Genomic DNA, 17,049 nt, shown 5'->3' with positions numbered 1-17,049 from the left:
TTACTAAACATCGGAGCAGTTAAGGCTGCAATTAACAAATTCGAAGGTTCTTACTCTTATTTTCAATACTCGTTATGGATGTAATATCTCAATATAGATATAAAATTAGACTTTAATTGTTATTTATAAGCATTTTTACTATTGGAGCGGGTTACAATAAGGTATTGTTTAAATAAATAATACTGAGACGTGTGTATTTCCACACTGGCATTCGTTTCGCTCAATAATGATTTAATGGTTGCAAAGCAACATCAAATACTAAGGATACACATTTATGGAAACTGTAATTGACATACTATTAACACCCTGGCTTTGGATCTCTGTTGTGGTCATATACACAATTCAACAAGGCATACTCTTTGTTCCGCAAAACAGAGGTTATGTTATTTATACGTTTGGGCGTTATAGCGGCACATTACAAGCGGGTCTTAATTTTATTGTTCCATTTGTGCAAAAGGTTGCTGCGGATCGTAACTTAAAAGAACAATCATTAGACATATCATCACAATCCGCTATCACCAAAGACAATATATCATTAGAAATTGATGGTATCTTGTTTATGAAAGTGATTGATGCGTCTGCTGCAACGAATAATATTACCGACTATAAATTAGCGGTGATTCAGTTAGCGACAACCACAATGCGTAATGCAATTGGCTCGATGGAACTCGATCAATGTTTCCAAAATCGCGATAAGATTAATGCGAATATTTTGGCCGCGATGACGGATGCGACCCAACCTTGGGGTGTGCAGGTTACGCGTTATGAGATTAAAGACATTACGCCACCTACCTCAATCAAAGAAGACATGGAAAAACAGATGACGGCAGAGCGTGAAAAACGTTCCGTTATCCTGACTGCGGAAGGTGTTAAAACCGCGGCGGTTACCAAAGCTGAAGGTTTGAAACAAGCCCGGGTGCTCGATGCTGAAGCCGCAAAAGCAGAACTGGTATTAGCAGCAGAAGCGAGTAAAGAGTCACAAATCTTGGAAGCAACAGGTAAAGCAGAAGCAATTAGATTGGTCGCGAATGCCGATTCTACCGCGTTAAGTGTGATTGGTGCTGCAGCAATAACCAGTGAAGGGCAGCAAGCTGTACGTTTAACGCTTGCCCAAGATGCGATTGCGGCGCACAAAGCCATTGCCGCCGAAGGTTCTGTCATATTAACAGACGGTAAAACCAGCGAGAATATAGGTAATACGGTCGCGCAAGCGATTGCTATATCTAGCGCATTAAAATTATCGGAATAACACGCTGGGGTAACCATTGAATGGAGTTTACGAAATGGATTCATTAATCGATTACTTACAAAATAATCACGATCAATTACTTTATGTTATTGGGGCGATTACGTTAGTCGTTGAACTGGGTGTGATTGGTTTAAGTGGTCCGCTGTTGTTTTTCAGTCTTGGTTGCCTCGTGACTGGCTTATTGGTTAACTTGGGGGTGATTGCTGGATGGGAGATTGAAGTCCTCTCTGTGGGTCTATTAACCGCGATTAGTGCGCTGCTTTTATGGAAACCACTTAAGCACTTTCAAGGCGATAAATTCGTACCAGATACCAGTAGTGACATGATTGGACAAACGGTGCCAGTGAGTGAGATCGTCACTATTAATGGTGGTAAAGTGCGTCATTCAGGCATTAATTGGAACGCGCGCTTAAGTGACTCTGCGACGGTTGAAGCCCTTGATACTGGGCTACGGGTTAAAATAGTTGCCGTTGATGGCAACATTTTAATTGTCGAATAAAGACGTAATATGCGCGACAGAATATTGTCTATTGACACCGCCGAGGCCGTTGATGAATATCAACACTCGGTGATAACTGCTTATAGATATTAAGTATATCCATTAAACAGCTGTCAAACGCGGCGATCACGCTAGGATCAAACTTGCTACCAGATAATGCTTGGATTTTATTAATGGCGATCTCAATTGGGATCGCCTTTTTGTAACAACGAGGATGGATCATGGTATCAAAGGTATCAACAACGGCAACAATACGCGCTGATAATGGGATGTCATGATATTGTAATTGGTTAGGGTAACCATTGCCATCCCAGTGTTCGTGTAAGGTTAGCGCAATATCATGAGCGAGTTTAAGTGTGGCTGATTCTGCATCTTGCAAAATCTTTGCGCCAATCACTGGCGCTGTTTTCATCATGACCAATTCTTGCATTGTTAGTGCGGCGGGTTTTGATAAAATCTGTTCAGGAATACCTATCTTACCTATGTCATGTAATTTTGCGGCAGCGCGTAACTCTTTGGCTTTGTCTTTTGACATGCCCATGTTTAAACCAATTACCTCACAATAACGCGATACCCGTCGAATGTGGTTTGGCGATGAATCATTCTTATATTCGGCTGCTAGGCCAAGTCGAGTAATGGTTTCGGCATTGGTTTTTTCTAACATTAAGTGCAGCTGTTCATTTTCTTTACGTGATGCAATCAAACTATCGATCATATTGTTGAAGGCGTATTGCGTTTGCTGCAGTTCTACAAAGGTGGATTCAGCTATATCTGTTTTAATAAATTGACCACAACGGATATTCTCTGCAATTATTTTTATTTTTCGCAGTGAGTCGGTAATGTGATTAATAAAAAAGAATGAAGTGAGACAGGCAATAATACTGATCACGAGACCAAATAAAATATTCAATTTTTGATTATCAATTAAGTCACTGAGAAAGAATTTTTCTGGCATGTAAATCGCGATGATCCACGGCCATTTATGATGGGTAAACTCTTTAAATAAACCATGATAGGTATTGTTGTCGAATTCAAATGTCACGGCTGTTGCAGTACCTCCGGTCGAAAACAATTGGGTTTTTTCTTGCAACGCTTGCCATGCGGTTAAGGCGATTGGATTGTTAATTTCATTGATGCGTGGAAAGCGTAAACTTTCATTTGCGGTGTCTTGAATGATTTTTTGGTCGGGATAGGCGATTATTTCACCGAGCCGATTGGTAACAAAGGCGGTGCTGTGTTCGCCTAGGTCAAGGTTATCGAAAAATGATGAAATAGTGGCCAATGACACATCGACACCAATGACACCTATTAACTGCTTATCTTTGTTATACACCGGCATTGAACTGGTGATCCCAGGTTTACGTGAAGAAAAAAATATATAAGGGTCCGTCCAAGATAACGCATCGTTATCCAGTGCTTTATTAAACCAAATTCGGTCGCGTGGATCGTAGGATTCGTTGGTTATTGTTTTTACGGAAAGTTGTGTAAAGTTATTATCATGAGTGTAGAGATGTGATGAATTTAATGCACTATTAGTATCAAAGGTAATTAATTTTCGTGAAAATAATGGCTCTTTGAAACCTTGCTCGCGTTGTACATGGACAAAGGTACCGTTGGTATTGGCAAAATAGATCCCTGAGATATGTGGTGATTGTTTTAATTGCTGGAAAAAATATAAACTGAGATCATCGGGGCGATTAATCGATAACACATCTGAGCGAAGTAATTCACTGGTTAATAAGGTTGTTGCTTTTGCAGTATCAAGAAAGCGTTTCGAGTTATCAATAATATTATCTGCATAATCAATCATTAACTTTTGGGCATGTGCATTAAATGAACGCTGATTTGAGATGTAACTTGAAAGTAATAATGTGGTAAGCGTGACAAATTGCAGCAGAATTATGCCACTAATAAGGGCTTTTTTTATGGTAATACGCAACGGTAATTCATCCTTGAATTATGCATGAATATGAGTTTAAGCTCTATTATTAACACTGCTATTTAATCGAGTCAAGATCCCTTAAAGGATCATACTTGGTAGTTGTTCAGTGTATTAATCACTTCTGCTGACTGACGTAAGGCTCTTAATTCGGTAAACAAGTCGACCGCTTCAGGATACTGCTTACGTAGATAGCTAAACCACTGTTTTATTCTGTTGGGTAGATACTTTTCTTTATCACCACGGATCTCTAATTGGCAGTAGTTCCGCAATAAAACAATCACGTCAGCCCAAGGCATTGGTGCTTTGTTGTATTTAACCACTTCGCCTAAATTGGGTAAGTTTAATGCACCGCGACCGACCATTAAATCGTTACAACCAGTCACCTCTAAGCAACGTTGCGCATCGGCATGACTCCATATTTCACCATTGGCAATCACTGGTATGGATACATGCTGCCTGATTTCGGCAATTGCTTGCCAGTTAATTGCTGCGGCACGATAACCATCGGCTTTGGTACGGCCATGAACTGTTAGTTCATTAGCACCTGCTTGTTGCACTGCATCGGCAATTTCTAACTTTTGGTTACTGTCTTCCCAACCTAAGCGGATCTTGGCACTGACGGTATGCTCTGCGGGTACGGCATCACGTACTTGCTTAACGATTTGATACACCAGTTCTGGTTCACGTAAACATGCAGCGCCACCAGATGACTTATTTACTTGTTTCGCCGGGCAACCAAAGTTGATATCTAAACCGTGAGAACCAAGGTCAATGGCACGAACCGCATTTTCTGCCATCCATTGTGGATGTTGCCCTAATAATTGAATGCGTACTGGAGTTCCGGCTTGTGTGCGGCTACCATGGTTTAATTCGGCACAATAACGGTAAAAAATCTTCTCTGGTAATAGCTGTTCGACGACGCGGATAAACTCGGTTATACATAAATCGTAACCGCCTTGTGCGGTCAGTAACTCGCGCATCAAATTGTCAACAACGCCCTCCATTGGGGCTAAAACTACGCGCATGTTATTGTCCTGCGTTGGCAAAATGAGCGATTAAAACAGAATTAACCACAATTGCCAAATATATCGTATAATAATTTCTTCAAAAGGGCGTTAAGCTTAATACTCGCTTGCATATCAACAAGCAGTTACATAAAATTTATCGTAATCACTTACTTCTATATATTGAGTGCATGTTTTATACCCAACTTAATTGGCTATATGACATATAGCTCATCAAATTAACAGGTTGAAACATGAACCAAGATACACTCGGGTTTATTAAAGATAGTATTAAATCAATTCCAGATTACCCGAAAGCAGGCATCATTTTCCGTGACGTAACAAGTCTCGTTGAAAATGGCCCTGCATTCTCTGCCACTATCGACTTGCTTGCGGAACGTTTTAAAGATGCTGGTTTTACCAAAGTCGCGGGTACTGAAGCGCGTGGCTTTATTTTTGGTGCGCCGCTAGCAAAAGCACTGGGGTTAGGTTTTATCTTAGTGCGTAAACCAAACAAATTACCGCGTAAAACAATCGAGCAAAGCTACAAACTTGAATACGGTACAGATATATTACAGATCCACGTTGATGCTGTCGACGCTGGCGATAAGGTACTTATTGTTGATGATTTATTAGCGACGGGTGGCACTGTTGCTGCGACTGTATCTTTAATTCGTCAGCTTGGCGGTATTGTTGAAGAGGCTGCATTTGTTATCTCATTGCCTGATCTGGGTGGTGAAGCTGTATTAAAGAATCTTAATGTTAATATTACCAAATTAGTTGATTTTGACGGCGAATAGTCCGTTACAATGTTAACCATCGTAATAAATATGATTAGCTGGTGGCCGACTGCCCGCTATTTTCAGTCCCGAGCATATTAGTGCTTATCAATATTAAGTAATCGTTGAACTGTTATGAGTTATCAAGTTTTAGCGCGTAAATGGCGCCCGCATAATTTTCAGCAAGTTGTTGGTCAACAACATGTGCTGACCGCTTTAGTTAATGCGCTAGAGCAAGACCGCTTACACCATGCTTATTTGCTTAGTGGTACGCGTGGTGTTGGTAAAACGACCATCGCCCGTATTTTCGCCAAAAGCTTAAACTGTGAGAAAGGCATCACCAGTACACCTTGCGGTGAATGTTCAACCTGTGTCGAGATTGACCAAGGCTGTTATGTGGATCTGCTTGAAATTGATGCGGCGTCACGTACCAAGGTCGAAGATACCCGTGAGCTACTTGATAATGTGCAATATAAACCTGCTCGTGGCCGTTTCAAGGTGTACTTAATCGATGAAGTACACATGCTTTCTAAGCACAGTTTTAATGCGTTATTAAAAACGTTAGAAGAGCCTCCTGAATATGTGAAGTTCTTGCTAGCGACAACCGAACCACAAAAATTACCCATTACGATCTTATCGCGTTGTTTGCAATTCCATTTGAAATGCCTAACGACTGAGCAGATCTCTCAGCAATTAGTGCATATTTTATCGCGCGAACATTGTCAATATGAATTATCAGCATTAAATTCAATCGCTAAAGCGGCTGATGGTAGTATGCGTGATGCGTTGAGTTTGACTGATCAAGCGTTATCACATGGTTCTGGTGAAGTATTATACCAGACAGTGCTAGATATGCTGGGCACGTTAGATCACAGCCATATGCTGCAGCTACTGCGCTTAATTGTCAGTGGCGATGCTAACAAGTGTATGGCTAAAATTGCTGAAGTCAGCTCGTTAGGACCTGACTTTGACCAATTACACGTGGAGTTAGCAAGCTTGTTACACCGCATTGCCATGGCGCAAATTTTGCCGTCGTCAGTGGTTGATACTGAACATGCCGATAAAGTGAAAGCCTTGTGCGATGATATGTCGCCAGAAGATGTGCAGTTATATTATCAGATCACCTTAACCGGTCGTAAAGAACTGCCGCTTGCACCTGACCCACGCAGTGCGTTAGAAATGACGATATTACGTATGCTAGCGTTTCGTCCACAAGGGCGTTTACAAGCACCAGAGAGAGATGTGACGCCAGTCGCAATCGCGCCTGCTGTGACAATAGCAGCGCCGATTGAGCAAGCCGTGGTTTCTCAAGTTCCGGCTCAGATACAACAGCTGACTCCGCCGCAAGTACAGCAACCAAAATCAGAATCAGTAGCACCCGTTGCTGAGCAGCGTGATGAAGCGGTGACGAATTTAAACCTAGAGCAAAACGAGTTATTACAAGCAGCGCAAGCGATGGGTCATGTTGAGCCGCAAACAGCTGAACCGCCAACAGTTGAACCGCCAACCACTGCACCACAGAGCGTTGAGCCGCAAAACTATGCTGTTCCGCAAGTTGAGTCACCAAGTGTGGCGCCACCGGATTATGCTGCGCCTCAGCCGATGAATACGGCACCGACACAAGCTGCGCCAATTCAGCATGAACAAGTAAATACTGCGCCGCAGCAACAGCAGCAACAACAGAGTCAAGTACCTGCGCAAGCACCGGTAGCCGAAAACAGTGTTGACCAAGGACGTAAAACCCGTAATTTTTTACGCAGTCGTTTAGGTACAACTGCAAAAAAGTCGACCGCGACGAAGAGTGAACAGGCTCCATCGTCGTATGTACCGCCGAAAAAATCGGTAGCACCTGTTATACAGCATACACCTACTATGCAGAGTCGTTTTAACGCACCTGCAAGCCAGCCTATGCAGCAACAAGCACAGCAACAGTCTGCACCGGCATGGCAAGAATTACCACCGCTTGACGCCTATCAGGACCAAGGCGGTTATCAAAATAATCACCAAGATCAAGGACAGTACCAAGACCAAGACCAAGATCAGGGGCAGGGTGGTTATCATAACCAAATGCCAGAGCCTAGTGCTGAGCCTGCGATTCGTCAAATCGACCGTTTTAGTCAGGTTAAGGTTGATATTAATGATTTGTCACCGGCTTTTCAGCCGCAGAAGTCAGGTAAATCAACGGCAACTGCATCGTTAGACAATAAGCTACGTGATGAGAATGACCCGTGGTGTTGTTACATTAATCAGATGAGTTTAGGTGGCCGTGTGCGTCAACTGGCGCTGCACAGTGTGATGGAGCAGGAACCTGGTCGTATTACTTTGACCATGAATCCAGACCAACGCTATTTTGTCAATGACAAGTCGCGTCAACAGTTAAGCGACGCGCTGCAGCAAGTATTATCAGAGCCCGTTGAACTAGTGATTAACTTTGGTGAAAACCCAAATAAATCAACGCCTGCGCAACTTGAAGAAATAATTTTTCAACAACGCTTAGCGAATGCGATTAAAAACTTGTATGATGATAAGTATATTCAGTTCTTTATGAACCGTCTCGGCGCTGTTATTGATGATAGTTCAATTGTGCCGTTATAAAGATTTAGCAACCTTGAATTTTTTCCAATGATACCCATATAGTATGGATATTCAATGCGAAGCAATCGATATTTATTTATTGTTGTTCGCGATAGTCAGATATAAAGAGAGTTTAATATGTTCGGTAAAGGCGGAATGGGTCAGCTAATGAAGCAGGCTCAACAAATGCAAGACAAAATGGCTAAAGTACAAGAAGAACTCGCTAACATGGAAGTAGTTGGCGAATCGGGTGCCGGCATGGTTAAAATCACTATGACTGGTAGCCATAACGTACGTCGTGTGCAAATTGATCCAGAATTGATGGAAGACGATAAAGAAATGTTAGAAGATCTTATCGCTGCAGCAATCAACGATGCTGCTCGCCGTGTTGAAGAAGAAAACAAATCAAAAATGGCTGACGCTACTGGCGGTATGAAATTACCACCAGGTATGAAAATGCCTTTCTAATGCTTTTATTAGAAAATAGTTAAACGATATTTAATATCTGTTAGTTAGCGCCAGTTTTTCTTTCACAGGAAAACTGGCGTTAAGTTATTCCCCGTTGTATTACTCGTTCACTTCTATTCTCAGACCTATTTGTAATTAACTTTTCTGATTACTTTCCCATATTGCCTCTATTGTACGACCACCACCAAGCGGTTTTAAAATTCTGCATCTAATACCTCTTTTTTGCATTTAACGCTCAGAAAATTAAGTACTTTGCAGTATGATGTAGGGCATTAGGTACACCAACAATTACAAATCTCGTAATGAGGGTTTTATGGCAACGCCAGCAAAAAAAACACCAGCGAAAAAAGCAGCTAAGAAAAATACCAAACAAGTCGGTTTTGAAGAAGCATTATGGGATAGCGCCAATAAATTACGTGGTAGCGTAGAATCATCAGAATACAAACACATTGTATTAAGTCTTATCTTTCTTAAGTTTATCAGTGATAAATTTGAAGTGCGTAAAACGGCGATTGAAACAGAATTCGGGGTCGAGTACATCGACATGGTGGATTTCTACACCATGGAAAATGTCTTCTATCTGCCAGAAGAGGCGCGCTGGTCATTTATTCAAATTAATGCTAAACAAGATGATATCGCGGTTAAAATTGATAGCGCACTGCACAGTGTCGAAAAGAACAACAAAGCCCTTGCGGGTGCATTGCCAGATAACTATTTTTCACGTTTAGGTTTAGATGTCAGCAAGCTTTCTGCCTTGATTGATACTGTTAATAATATTGAAACCATTGCTAATGATTGCGATAAAAGCGAAGAAGATATTGTTGGCCGTGTTTACGAATATTTCCTTGGTAAGTTTGCAGCCAGCGAAGGTAAAGGCGGTGGTGAGTTCTATACGCCCAAATCTATTGTTACCCTGATTGCCGATATGATTGAACCCTTTTCAGGCAAAATCTACGATCCTTGCTGTGGTTCGGGTGGTATGTTTGTGCAATCGTTGAAATTTATCAACAGCCATAACGGCAACCAAAAAAACATCTCTATTTATGGGCAGGAATACACCAACACCACCTATAAACTGGCGAAGATGAACTTAGCGGTACGTGGTATCTCTGCTAATTTAGGCGATGTCGCTGGCGATAGCTTTTTTAAAGATCAACACCCTGATTTAAAAGCCGATTACATTATGGCCAACCCACCGTTTAACCAAAAGCAGTGGCGTGCAGACAACGAGTTAGTAGACGATGCACGTTGGGCTGGTTATCCAACACCGCCAACGGGTAATGCCAACTATGCGTGGATCATGCACATGATCTCGAAACTCAGTGAACATGGCACAGCTGGTTTTGTATTAGCGAATGGTTCTATGTCATCGAATACCAGTGGCGAAGGGACTATCCGTCAGAAGATCATCGAAAATGATTTAGTCGATTGTATGATTGCACTGCCAGGTCAACTGTTTTACACCACCCAAATTCCGGTTTGTTTGTGGTTTATCAGTAAAGACAAGAAGGGTAATGACGAAAAAGGCATGCTTAAACGTCGTAACCGTCAAGGCGAAACCCTGTTTATTGATGCCCGTGAAATGGGGACTATGGTTAACCGCACACTGAAAGAATTAACCAATACCGACATAGCAGAAATAACCCAAACCTATCACACATGGCGCGGTGAAACGGTACTGAATGATGCTGGTGAAGCTCAAACTTATCAAGATATCGCTGGCTATAGTAAATCAGCCACGCTTGCTGATATGAAAGCTAATGATTATGTCTTAACCCCTGGGCGTTATGTAGGCGCAGCAGAGATTGAAGATGACGGCATCCCGTTTGAAACCAAGATGAGCGAGTTAAGCAAAACCCTGTATAGCCAGATGGATAAAGCGGAAGAGTTAGATCAAGCTATCCGTAAAAATTTGGAGGCGTTGGGTTATGGGGAATGATTGGAAGAATTGTGAACTTGGCGACGTTATAGAATTAAAGCGTGGGTATGACTTACCTAAAACCAAAAGGATTAAGGGCGGTGTTCCTGTCGTATCTTCATCAGGAACTTCTGGAGAGCACAATGCAATAAAAGTTGCTGCACCTGGGGTTGTGACTGGTCGATATGGCACTATTGGTGAAGTTTTCTATATTGAAGATGATTTTTGGCCATTAAATACGACATTGTATGTGAGAGATTTTAAAGGAAATGATCCCCTTTATGTTTATTATCTTTTAAAGACCATCCGATATTCTGACTATACAGATAAAGGGGCTGTACCTGGAATAAATAGAAATCATATTCATAAAGCGAAAGTTAAGGTTCCAATTTGTCCAAAGTATCAAAGAACATTAGCGATTAATTTATTTGATTTAGATAAAAAAGTTGAGCTCAACCGCCAAACCAACCAAACCCTTGAACTAATGGCGCAAGCCTTGTTTAAAAGCTGGTTTGTGGACTTTGACCCTGTGTTTGACAACCTGCTTGCTAAAATTGATTTTAAGTTGGAAAACCTAGCCAGTGATCTCCCTGCTGAATTGCTGAAAAATGCCCAAAAGCGTCTGCATGCCTTACAGGAAAGGGCACTACAGCAAAGCTGTGATTTGCACGCTTTATTAGCAGAATCTCAAAACAATATCCATTCCCATTTCCCAAGCGAGTTTGAGTTTAGTGAGCAGATAGGTTGGATACCGAAAGGGTGGGAGGAAACTACGATTGATGAACTATGTCGGATTAACCCTCAGTCTTGGACTAAAAAAAATGCACCGAAGGCAGTTAAATATGTTGATCTAGCTAACGCAAAAAATGGGGCGATTGGGGAAATTGCTAACTACACATTTGATGATGCTCCAAGTCGTGCTAGACGAATTTTACAGCCACACGATACAATTATTGGTGTAGTCAGACCCGCAAATAGATCCTTTGCTTATGTGAATGAAGAAGGACTAACAGGGAGTACTGGATTTGTAGTCGTAAGAGCAAAAAAAGAAAACTACAGAGCTTTTTCATATCTTGCATTAACAAATGAAGACTGTATTAAAGAATTTACCCGTATTGCTGATGGTGCTGCATATCCTGCAATTAAGCCTGAAGATGTAGCCAAAGCTGAATGCGTATTTTCAAGTGATGCTATTTTAGATAAATTTGAATATACAGTTGGTGCATTAATGAAAAAAATTGCTGCGAATGAGCAGCAAATTACACCTCTTATTTCGTTACGCGACACGTTATTACCAAAACTCATCTCAGGTGAATTACAAATCCCTGATGTGGTGCCTGCATAAGACAATACCAATAATTGATAGGGGTAGCCCCATGTTTGATTTAGACGAAATAAAACGACGTGCTGAAAGTAAATCCTATCTGTTAGGGTATGCGCTTTATGCGGAAGGTAACGTCAGTAAATTAGTGATAGTCGATGATAAAGCGATGGCGATGGCGACGGTAGCAGGGCAACACCATTATCATGTCACGTTAGATAACAGCAAGTTGGCGCAAGGCAAAGGAATACAAGTAAGCTGTAGTTGCCCTGCGGCTGATTATCAAGATATTTGTAAGCATGCGGTTGCCGTAGCGCTGCAAGTCGAAAACACCCCCGAAGATGAATTTGCCGACGAAACGGCGAAAGAAGCCAACGACCGGATAGCATTAAAAACATGGTTTAACAAAAAACCAGTGGCTGAATTGACAGATATCATTTTCCGTTTTCTTGATAATTCAGAGCGTGAATACGACAAGTGGCTGTTAATCATGGAAACCGAAAGCCACAGTATAGGGGTTAGTGACATAAGCAAATTCATCACTAAAGCATTGCCGAACAGACCCACGTGGGAATGGAATGAAGTCCGTAATTATTTTACGGATGCTGAGTCTATGTTTGAAATGATATTTCCAGCGATAGAAAAATGCACCATTGATCAGCAATGGAAGTTAATTTTCAAAGCAGTAGAACGGTTGAACAAAGTGATAGAGCAGATTGATGACTCAGGCGGTTTTAGGCTTGGTTTAGAGGAGATGTTGAATGAAAAGATAATAACAATTTTCAATCAACTATCTTGGTCTGATGACGAAAAAGCGCAGTGGTTATTTACCCATTTTGAAAGCTATAAATATGATATATTTCCAGATGTACCAGATGATTTCACGCTAACGGAGACAGTAGAAAAACTGTTTTTATCGCTGTGTTCGGCAGCGGTGATAACACGAATTAAACCGGGTTTGGATGTTATTGATAGGGAACAACTGTGGGCTGTTAAACGCTTAACGACCGTATTAATAAAGCAGGCTGAAAAACAGCAAGATTGGCAAGAAAAATGCCGATTAATGCAAATAACAGCGCAAGAACCGTCTGATTATTTGCGCATGAGTGAATTATGCTTACAGCATACCAGCGAGTTGGATGCGAAGCATTACCTTCAGCAAGCCTATCAACAAGCCAAAACACCCCATGAAAGAGCAGAATGTCAAAAACATGAAATCAAAGTACAGGTTGCATTGGCGGAATATAACAGTGCATGGCAACTTGCCTGGCAGTTGTTTACGGAAAATCCGAGTTTTCGACATTTTAAACAATTACAACAATTAGAGCGACTAACCGGTGAGACTGATCCTGATTTTCTGATCAAAGCGGAGCAACTATTAGCAGATTGCTATGTTGAAACAACGCGTGGCATTACGACTGATGCGGATGCGCTACTCGATTTTTATATGGATCAAAATGAATTAGAGAAAGCGCGATTATGGGTATTATCACATAAAGCTTATTCAACCAGCTTACTGCAATTAGCCGATTTAATTATTGTGGAGTATCCACAAGAATCTGTCGATTTGTATTACCGAGTACTGGGCGTGATTATTGATCAAACCTCTAATTCGGCATATCAAGAAGCGACGCGTCTGTTGATTAAGCTAGAAAAGAAATTGAAAACGAATGATGTGGATAGTGTCATCCTGTATTTAATGATCGAAAAAATAATTAAAAATTTCAAACAAAAACGCAATATGATGAAGTTGCTTAGAGAGTATTTCTCTCAATGTTTTTAACAAATGGATGTTGCGATTAAATGAAATTCACTGAAGCTAAATTAGAACAAGCGATTATTGAACTGTTAGGTGAGCAAGGCTATCCACACTTAAATGGTGCGGCTTTAAACCGAGACAAATCAGAAGTACTGATTAAAGATGATTTGCGTGTATTTTTAAGCAAACGCTATCAACATGCGGGTATTACTGAGAGTGAGATAAACATCGTCATTCGTCAATTAGAAACCTTACCTGCAAGTGACTTGTACGACAGTAATAAAACCTTTTGTAAGTGGCTCAGTGATGGCTTTTTGTTAAAGCGTGAATCTGGCAGTAAAGCGGGCAGCGCATCACAAAAAGATTTATATATTCAACTGCTTGATTTTGACAACGTAGAGCAATCGGTAAAACAAAGCTTGTTCGCGACAGTGGAATTGGGACAGCTTCAACCCGAGCTTGCTCAGGTGGCCGAAAGCAAGGCCGACTATATTGTCAGTAGTGTTGTAAATAATGACATAAATAGCGCTGCTAATGATGCATTAGCGAGTACCGCATTAGAAAGTGCAGATAATGATGACAATATCTACCGTATTGTTAACCAGTTAGAGATTGAAGGTGCAACAGGCGAAACTCGTATTCCTGATGGTATTTTATATATCAATGGGCTGCCTTTGGTCGTATTTGAATTTAAGAGTGCCATTCGTGAAGAAGCGACTATCCATGAAGCTTTTGAACAACTAACCATTCGTTATCGCCGTGATATTCCACAACTGTTTGTGTTTAATACGCTCTGTATCATTAGTGACGGTGTGAATAACAAAATGGGTAATTTATTTTCCCCTTATCAGTTCTTCTATTCGTGGGGTAAAATCACAGGGCAAGAGCTGGTCGCCAAAGACGGTATTAACTCATTACACACCCTGTTGCAGGGCTTGTTTGATAAAGCGCGTTTGCGTGATGTGATGCACCATTTTATCTTTTTTCCAGATTCTAATAATAAAGAGTCGGGTAAAAACGAGATAAAAATAGTACCGCGTTATCCGCAGTACTATGCGGCTAAAAAACTGTTTGAGAACATTAAACTGCATCAGAAACTCCCCAATGGTAAAGGCGGTGACGGTAAAGGTGGTACCTATTTTGGTGCGACTGGCTGTGGCAAAAGTTTCACCATGCAGTTTTTATCTCGCTTGCTAATGAAGAGTGTAGCGTTTAAAAGTCCAACCATAGTGTTGATCACCGACCGTACCGACTTAGACGATCAACTGTCGCAACAGTTTGTTAATGCGAAAACCTATATTGGTGATAATGCCATTGAAACGGTAACGAGTCGTGCACATCTGCGTGAGTTATTAAAAGGACGTAACAGTGGTGGCTTGTTTTTGACCACTATTCATAAATTTACCGAAGATACCGAGCTGTTAACCGATCGCTGTAATGTTATTTGTATCTCAGATGAAGCGCACCGTAGCCAAGTCAATTTAGATCAAAAAATTGTATTTGATGAAAAGAAAGGCACAGTAAAGAAAACTTACGGTTTTGCAAAATACCTACACGACTCATTACCTAATGCTACGTATGTTGGTTTCACTGGGACACCTGTAGACGCTACGTTAGACGTATTTGGTGAGATCGTAGATTCTTATACTATGACTGAATCGGTGAAAGATGAGATCACGGTACGTATTGTTTATGAAGGTCGTGCTGCAAGGGTTTGTTTAAACAACAGTAAGCTGTCTGAAATTGAAGCTTATTATAAAGAGTGTGAATCTGCGGGCAGTAACGAACTGCAAATAGAAGAGAGTAAAAAAGCCACGGCGAATATGAACTCTATTTTAGGCGATCCTGACCGTATTCGCGTATTAGCGCGTGACTTTGTTGAACATTATGACAAACGTGTTGAAGAAGGCGCTACGGTTGCAGGTAAAGCAATGTTTGTGTGTAGTGCCCGAAATATTGCTTATCAGCTGTATCAAGAATTAGAAGCACTGCGACCGGCATGGTTTGATGTTGTAGACACTGACAACGCGAGTGCATTGTCAGATACCGAGCGTAAACGCGCAATCAGCGAAGGACGTATCGCAGCACCCTCTGAACGGGTGAAAATGGTAATGACCCGTGGTAAAGATGATGTTGAGCGTTTATATAACTTACTTGGCAACAAAGATGAGCGTAAAGAGTTAGATAAACAGTTTAAAAACAAAAATTCTAATTTCAAAATCGCGATTGTAGTCGATATGTGGTTAACAGGCTTTGATGTACCGTTTTTAGATACCATGTATATCGATAAACCCATTCAAAAGCACAGTTTGATCCAAACTATCTCTCGTGTTAATCGCCAGTTTGAAGGTAAAGACAAAGGCTTGGTGGTTGATTACATCGGCATTAAATCGGCAATGAATAAAGCGCTAGCACAATATTCAAAAACCGATGAAACGAATTTCGAAGATGTTGCCGCTTCTGTGATTGAAGTGAAGAACCACTTAGATCTGTTGGCAAGGTTATTTCATAAGTTTGATAGCGCCCCTTACTTTACTGGTGAGGCTGTTGCCCAGTTAAATTGTTTAAACAATGCCGCTGAGTTTGCACTGCGAACCGAGAAACTGCAAAAGCGCTTTATGGACTTAGTCAAATGCCTAAAAGCAGCTTATGACGTTTGTTGTGGTAGTGAGAAAATTAATGAACAAGCGCGAAACTATATCCATTTCTACTTAGCGATTCGCTCCATTGTATTCAAGCTCACTAAAGGTGAAGTCCCTGACTCAGCACAAATGAACGCAAAAGTGCGAGAGATGATCAGCGATGCCCTGCAAAGTGACGGTGTCGAAGAGATCTTTAAGTTGGGTAATCAAGAGGGCGGTGAAATTGATATTTTCAATGAGGATTACATTGCTAAGATTGAAAAGATAAAACTGCCTAATACCAAAATAAAACTATTGCAGCAGCTATTAGCGAAAGCAATTGGTGAGCTGAAAAAGGTAAATCAGGTACAAGGCATCGACTTTACTAAACGTTTCCAAGCCTTGGTTGAACGTTATAACGAGCGTAAAGAAGATGATGTACTGGTAAGTGAAGTGCTTGAAGAATTTTCTGACAACATGGTGGACCTCATTTACGGTGTCCAAGACGAAATGAACTCGGGTGATGAGTTAGGTATTGGTATTGAAGAAAAAGCCTTCTATGACGCGTTAAAGTCGTTAGCGGTAAAATATGACTTCGATTATCCAGAAGATAAGTTGATAGAGTTATCTAAAGAAGTTAAAGCCATTGTGGATGATAAAGCGAAATTTACCGACTGGAGCCAACGCGATGATATAAAAGCATCATTGAAAGTCGCGTTAATTCTGGTTCTTGCTAAGTTTGGCTACCCGCCAATCAGCCGTGATGAAGTGTATAAAGAGATATTTGAGCAAGCCGTGAATTTTAAGGCTAATCGCGATTAAATCAGCCATTGGTTATTTTATTTTTTAATGTCTGTATTTAAAAGGACTATACGTGTCAGCATATTTATCATCTTTGACGTAAAACCCCGTCAT

11 protein-coding genes are annotated in these 17,049 nt (G+C 41.1%); 9 read left to right on the top strand and 2 right to left on the bottom strand.

The features are described from left to right. Positions 1–274: 274 nt before the first annotated feature. The gene (locus MORIYA_RS06825; protein ID WP_112713813.1) at positions 275–1,249 is read left to right on the top strand and encodes an SPFH domain-containing protein; all 975 of its coding nucleotides are present in this window, start codon (positions 275–277) and stop codon (positions 1,247–1,249) included. Between the two features lie 34 nt (positions 1,250–1,283). After that, complete coding sequence (locus tag MORIYA_RS06820) at positions 1,284–1,748, top strand: NfeD family protein (RefSeq protein WP_112713811.1); 465 nt, start codon at positions 1,284–1,286, stop codon at positions 1,746–1,748. Between the two features lie 28 nt (positions 1,749–1,776). Here the strand turns inward: MORIYA_RS06820 and MORIYA_RS06815 are convergent, their stop codons facing one another. Both MORIYA_RS06815 and dusC read right to left on the bottom strand, forming a co-directional pair. Next, complete coding sequence (locus MORIYA_RS06815; protein ID WP_112713809.1) at positions 1,777–3,687, bottom strand: HD domain-containing phosphohydrolase; 1,911 nt, start codon at positions 3,685–3,687, stop codon at positions 1,777–1,779. An 89-nt stretch (positions 3,688–3,776) separates the two neighbouring features. Beyond that, positions 3,777–4,715, bottom strand: coding sequence for a tRNA dihydrouridine(16) synthase DusC (gene dusC / locus MORIYA_RS06810; RefSeq protein WP_112713807.1), 939 nt, complete (start codon positions 4,713–4,715; stop codon positions 3,777–3,779). 233 nt (positions 4,716–4,948) lie between these two features. On the opposite strand from dusC, the gene apt reads away from it, so the two are divergent. The 7 genes from apt (at position 4,949) to MORIYA_RS06775 (ending at position 16,956) form a co-directional block, all read left to right on the top strand. Beyond that, a complete protein-coding gene (gene apt / locus MORIYA_RS06805) occupies positions 4,949–5,494 on the top strand; it encodes an adenine phosphoribosyltransferase (RefSeq protein ID WP_112713805.1) in 546 nt (181 codons plus the stop codon). Positions 5,495–5,608: 114 nt separating this feature from the next. Then, positions 5,609–8,068 (top strand): DNA polymerase III subunit gamma/tau, encoded by a 2,460-nt coding sequence (gene dnaX / locus MORIYA_RS06800; RefSeq protein WP_112713803.1) that lies wholly within the window; start codon positions 5,609–5,611, stop codon positions 8,066–8,068. 117 nt (positions 8,069–8,185) lie between these two features. Next, positions 8,186–8,515, top strand: a complete 330-nt coding sequence (locus MORIYA_RS06795) for a YbaB/EbfC family nucleoid-associated protein (protein ID WP_006031819.1) — start codon at positions 8,186–8,188, stop codon at positions 8,513–8,515. Between the two features lie 313 nt (positions 8,516–8,828). After that, positions 8,829–10,454, top strand: coding sequence for a type I restriction-modification system subunit M (locus MORIYA_RS06790; RefSeq protein ID WP_112713801.1), 1,626 nt, complete (start codon positions 8,829–8,831; stop codon positions 10,452–10,454). Then, the gene (locus tag MORIYA_RS06785; RefSeq protein ID WP_112713799.1) at positions 10,444–11,778 is read left to right on the top strand and encodes a restriction endonuclease subunit S; all 1,335 of its coding nucleotides are present in this window, start codon (positions 10,444–10,446) and stop codon (positions 11,776–11,778) included. The genes MORIYA_RS06790 and MORIYA_RS06785 overlap by 11 nt, the downstream gene beginning before the upstream one ends. A gap of 31 nt (positions 11,779–11,809) precedes the next feature. Then, a complete protein-coding gene (locus MORIYA_RS06780; protein WP_162629247.1) occupies positions 11,810–13,537 on the top strand; it encodes an SWIM zinc finger family protein in 1,728 nt (575 codons plus the stop codon). Positions 13,538–13,557: 20 nt separating this feature from the next. Then, positions 13,558–16,956, top strand: a complete 3,399-nt coding sequence (locus MORIYA_RS06775; protein ID WP_112713795.1) for a type I restriction endonuclease subunit R — start codon at positions 13,558–13,560, stop codon at positions 16,954–16,956. The last annotated feature ends 93 nt before the right edge of the window (positions 16,957–17,049 follow it).

Origin of the sequence: Moritella yayanosii (assembly GCF_900465055.1) — a bacterium.
Classification (GTDB): domain Bacteria; phylum Pseudomonadota; class Gammaproteobacteria; order Enterobacterales; family Moritellaceae; genus Moritella; species Moritella yayanosii.
Note: the sequence above shows the minus strand (reverse complement) of the source record. Positions and strands in the feature narration are given on the sequence as shown.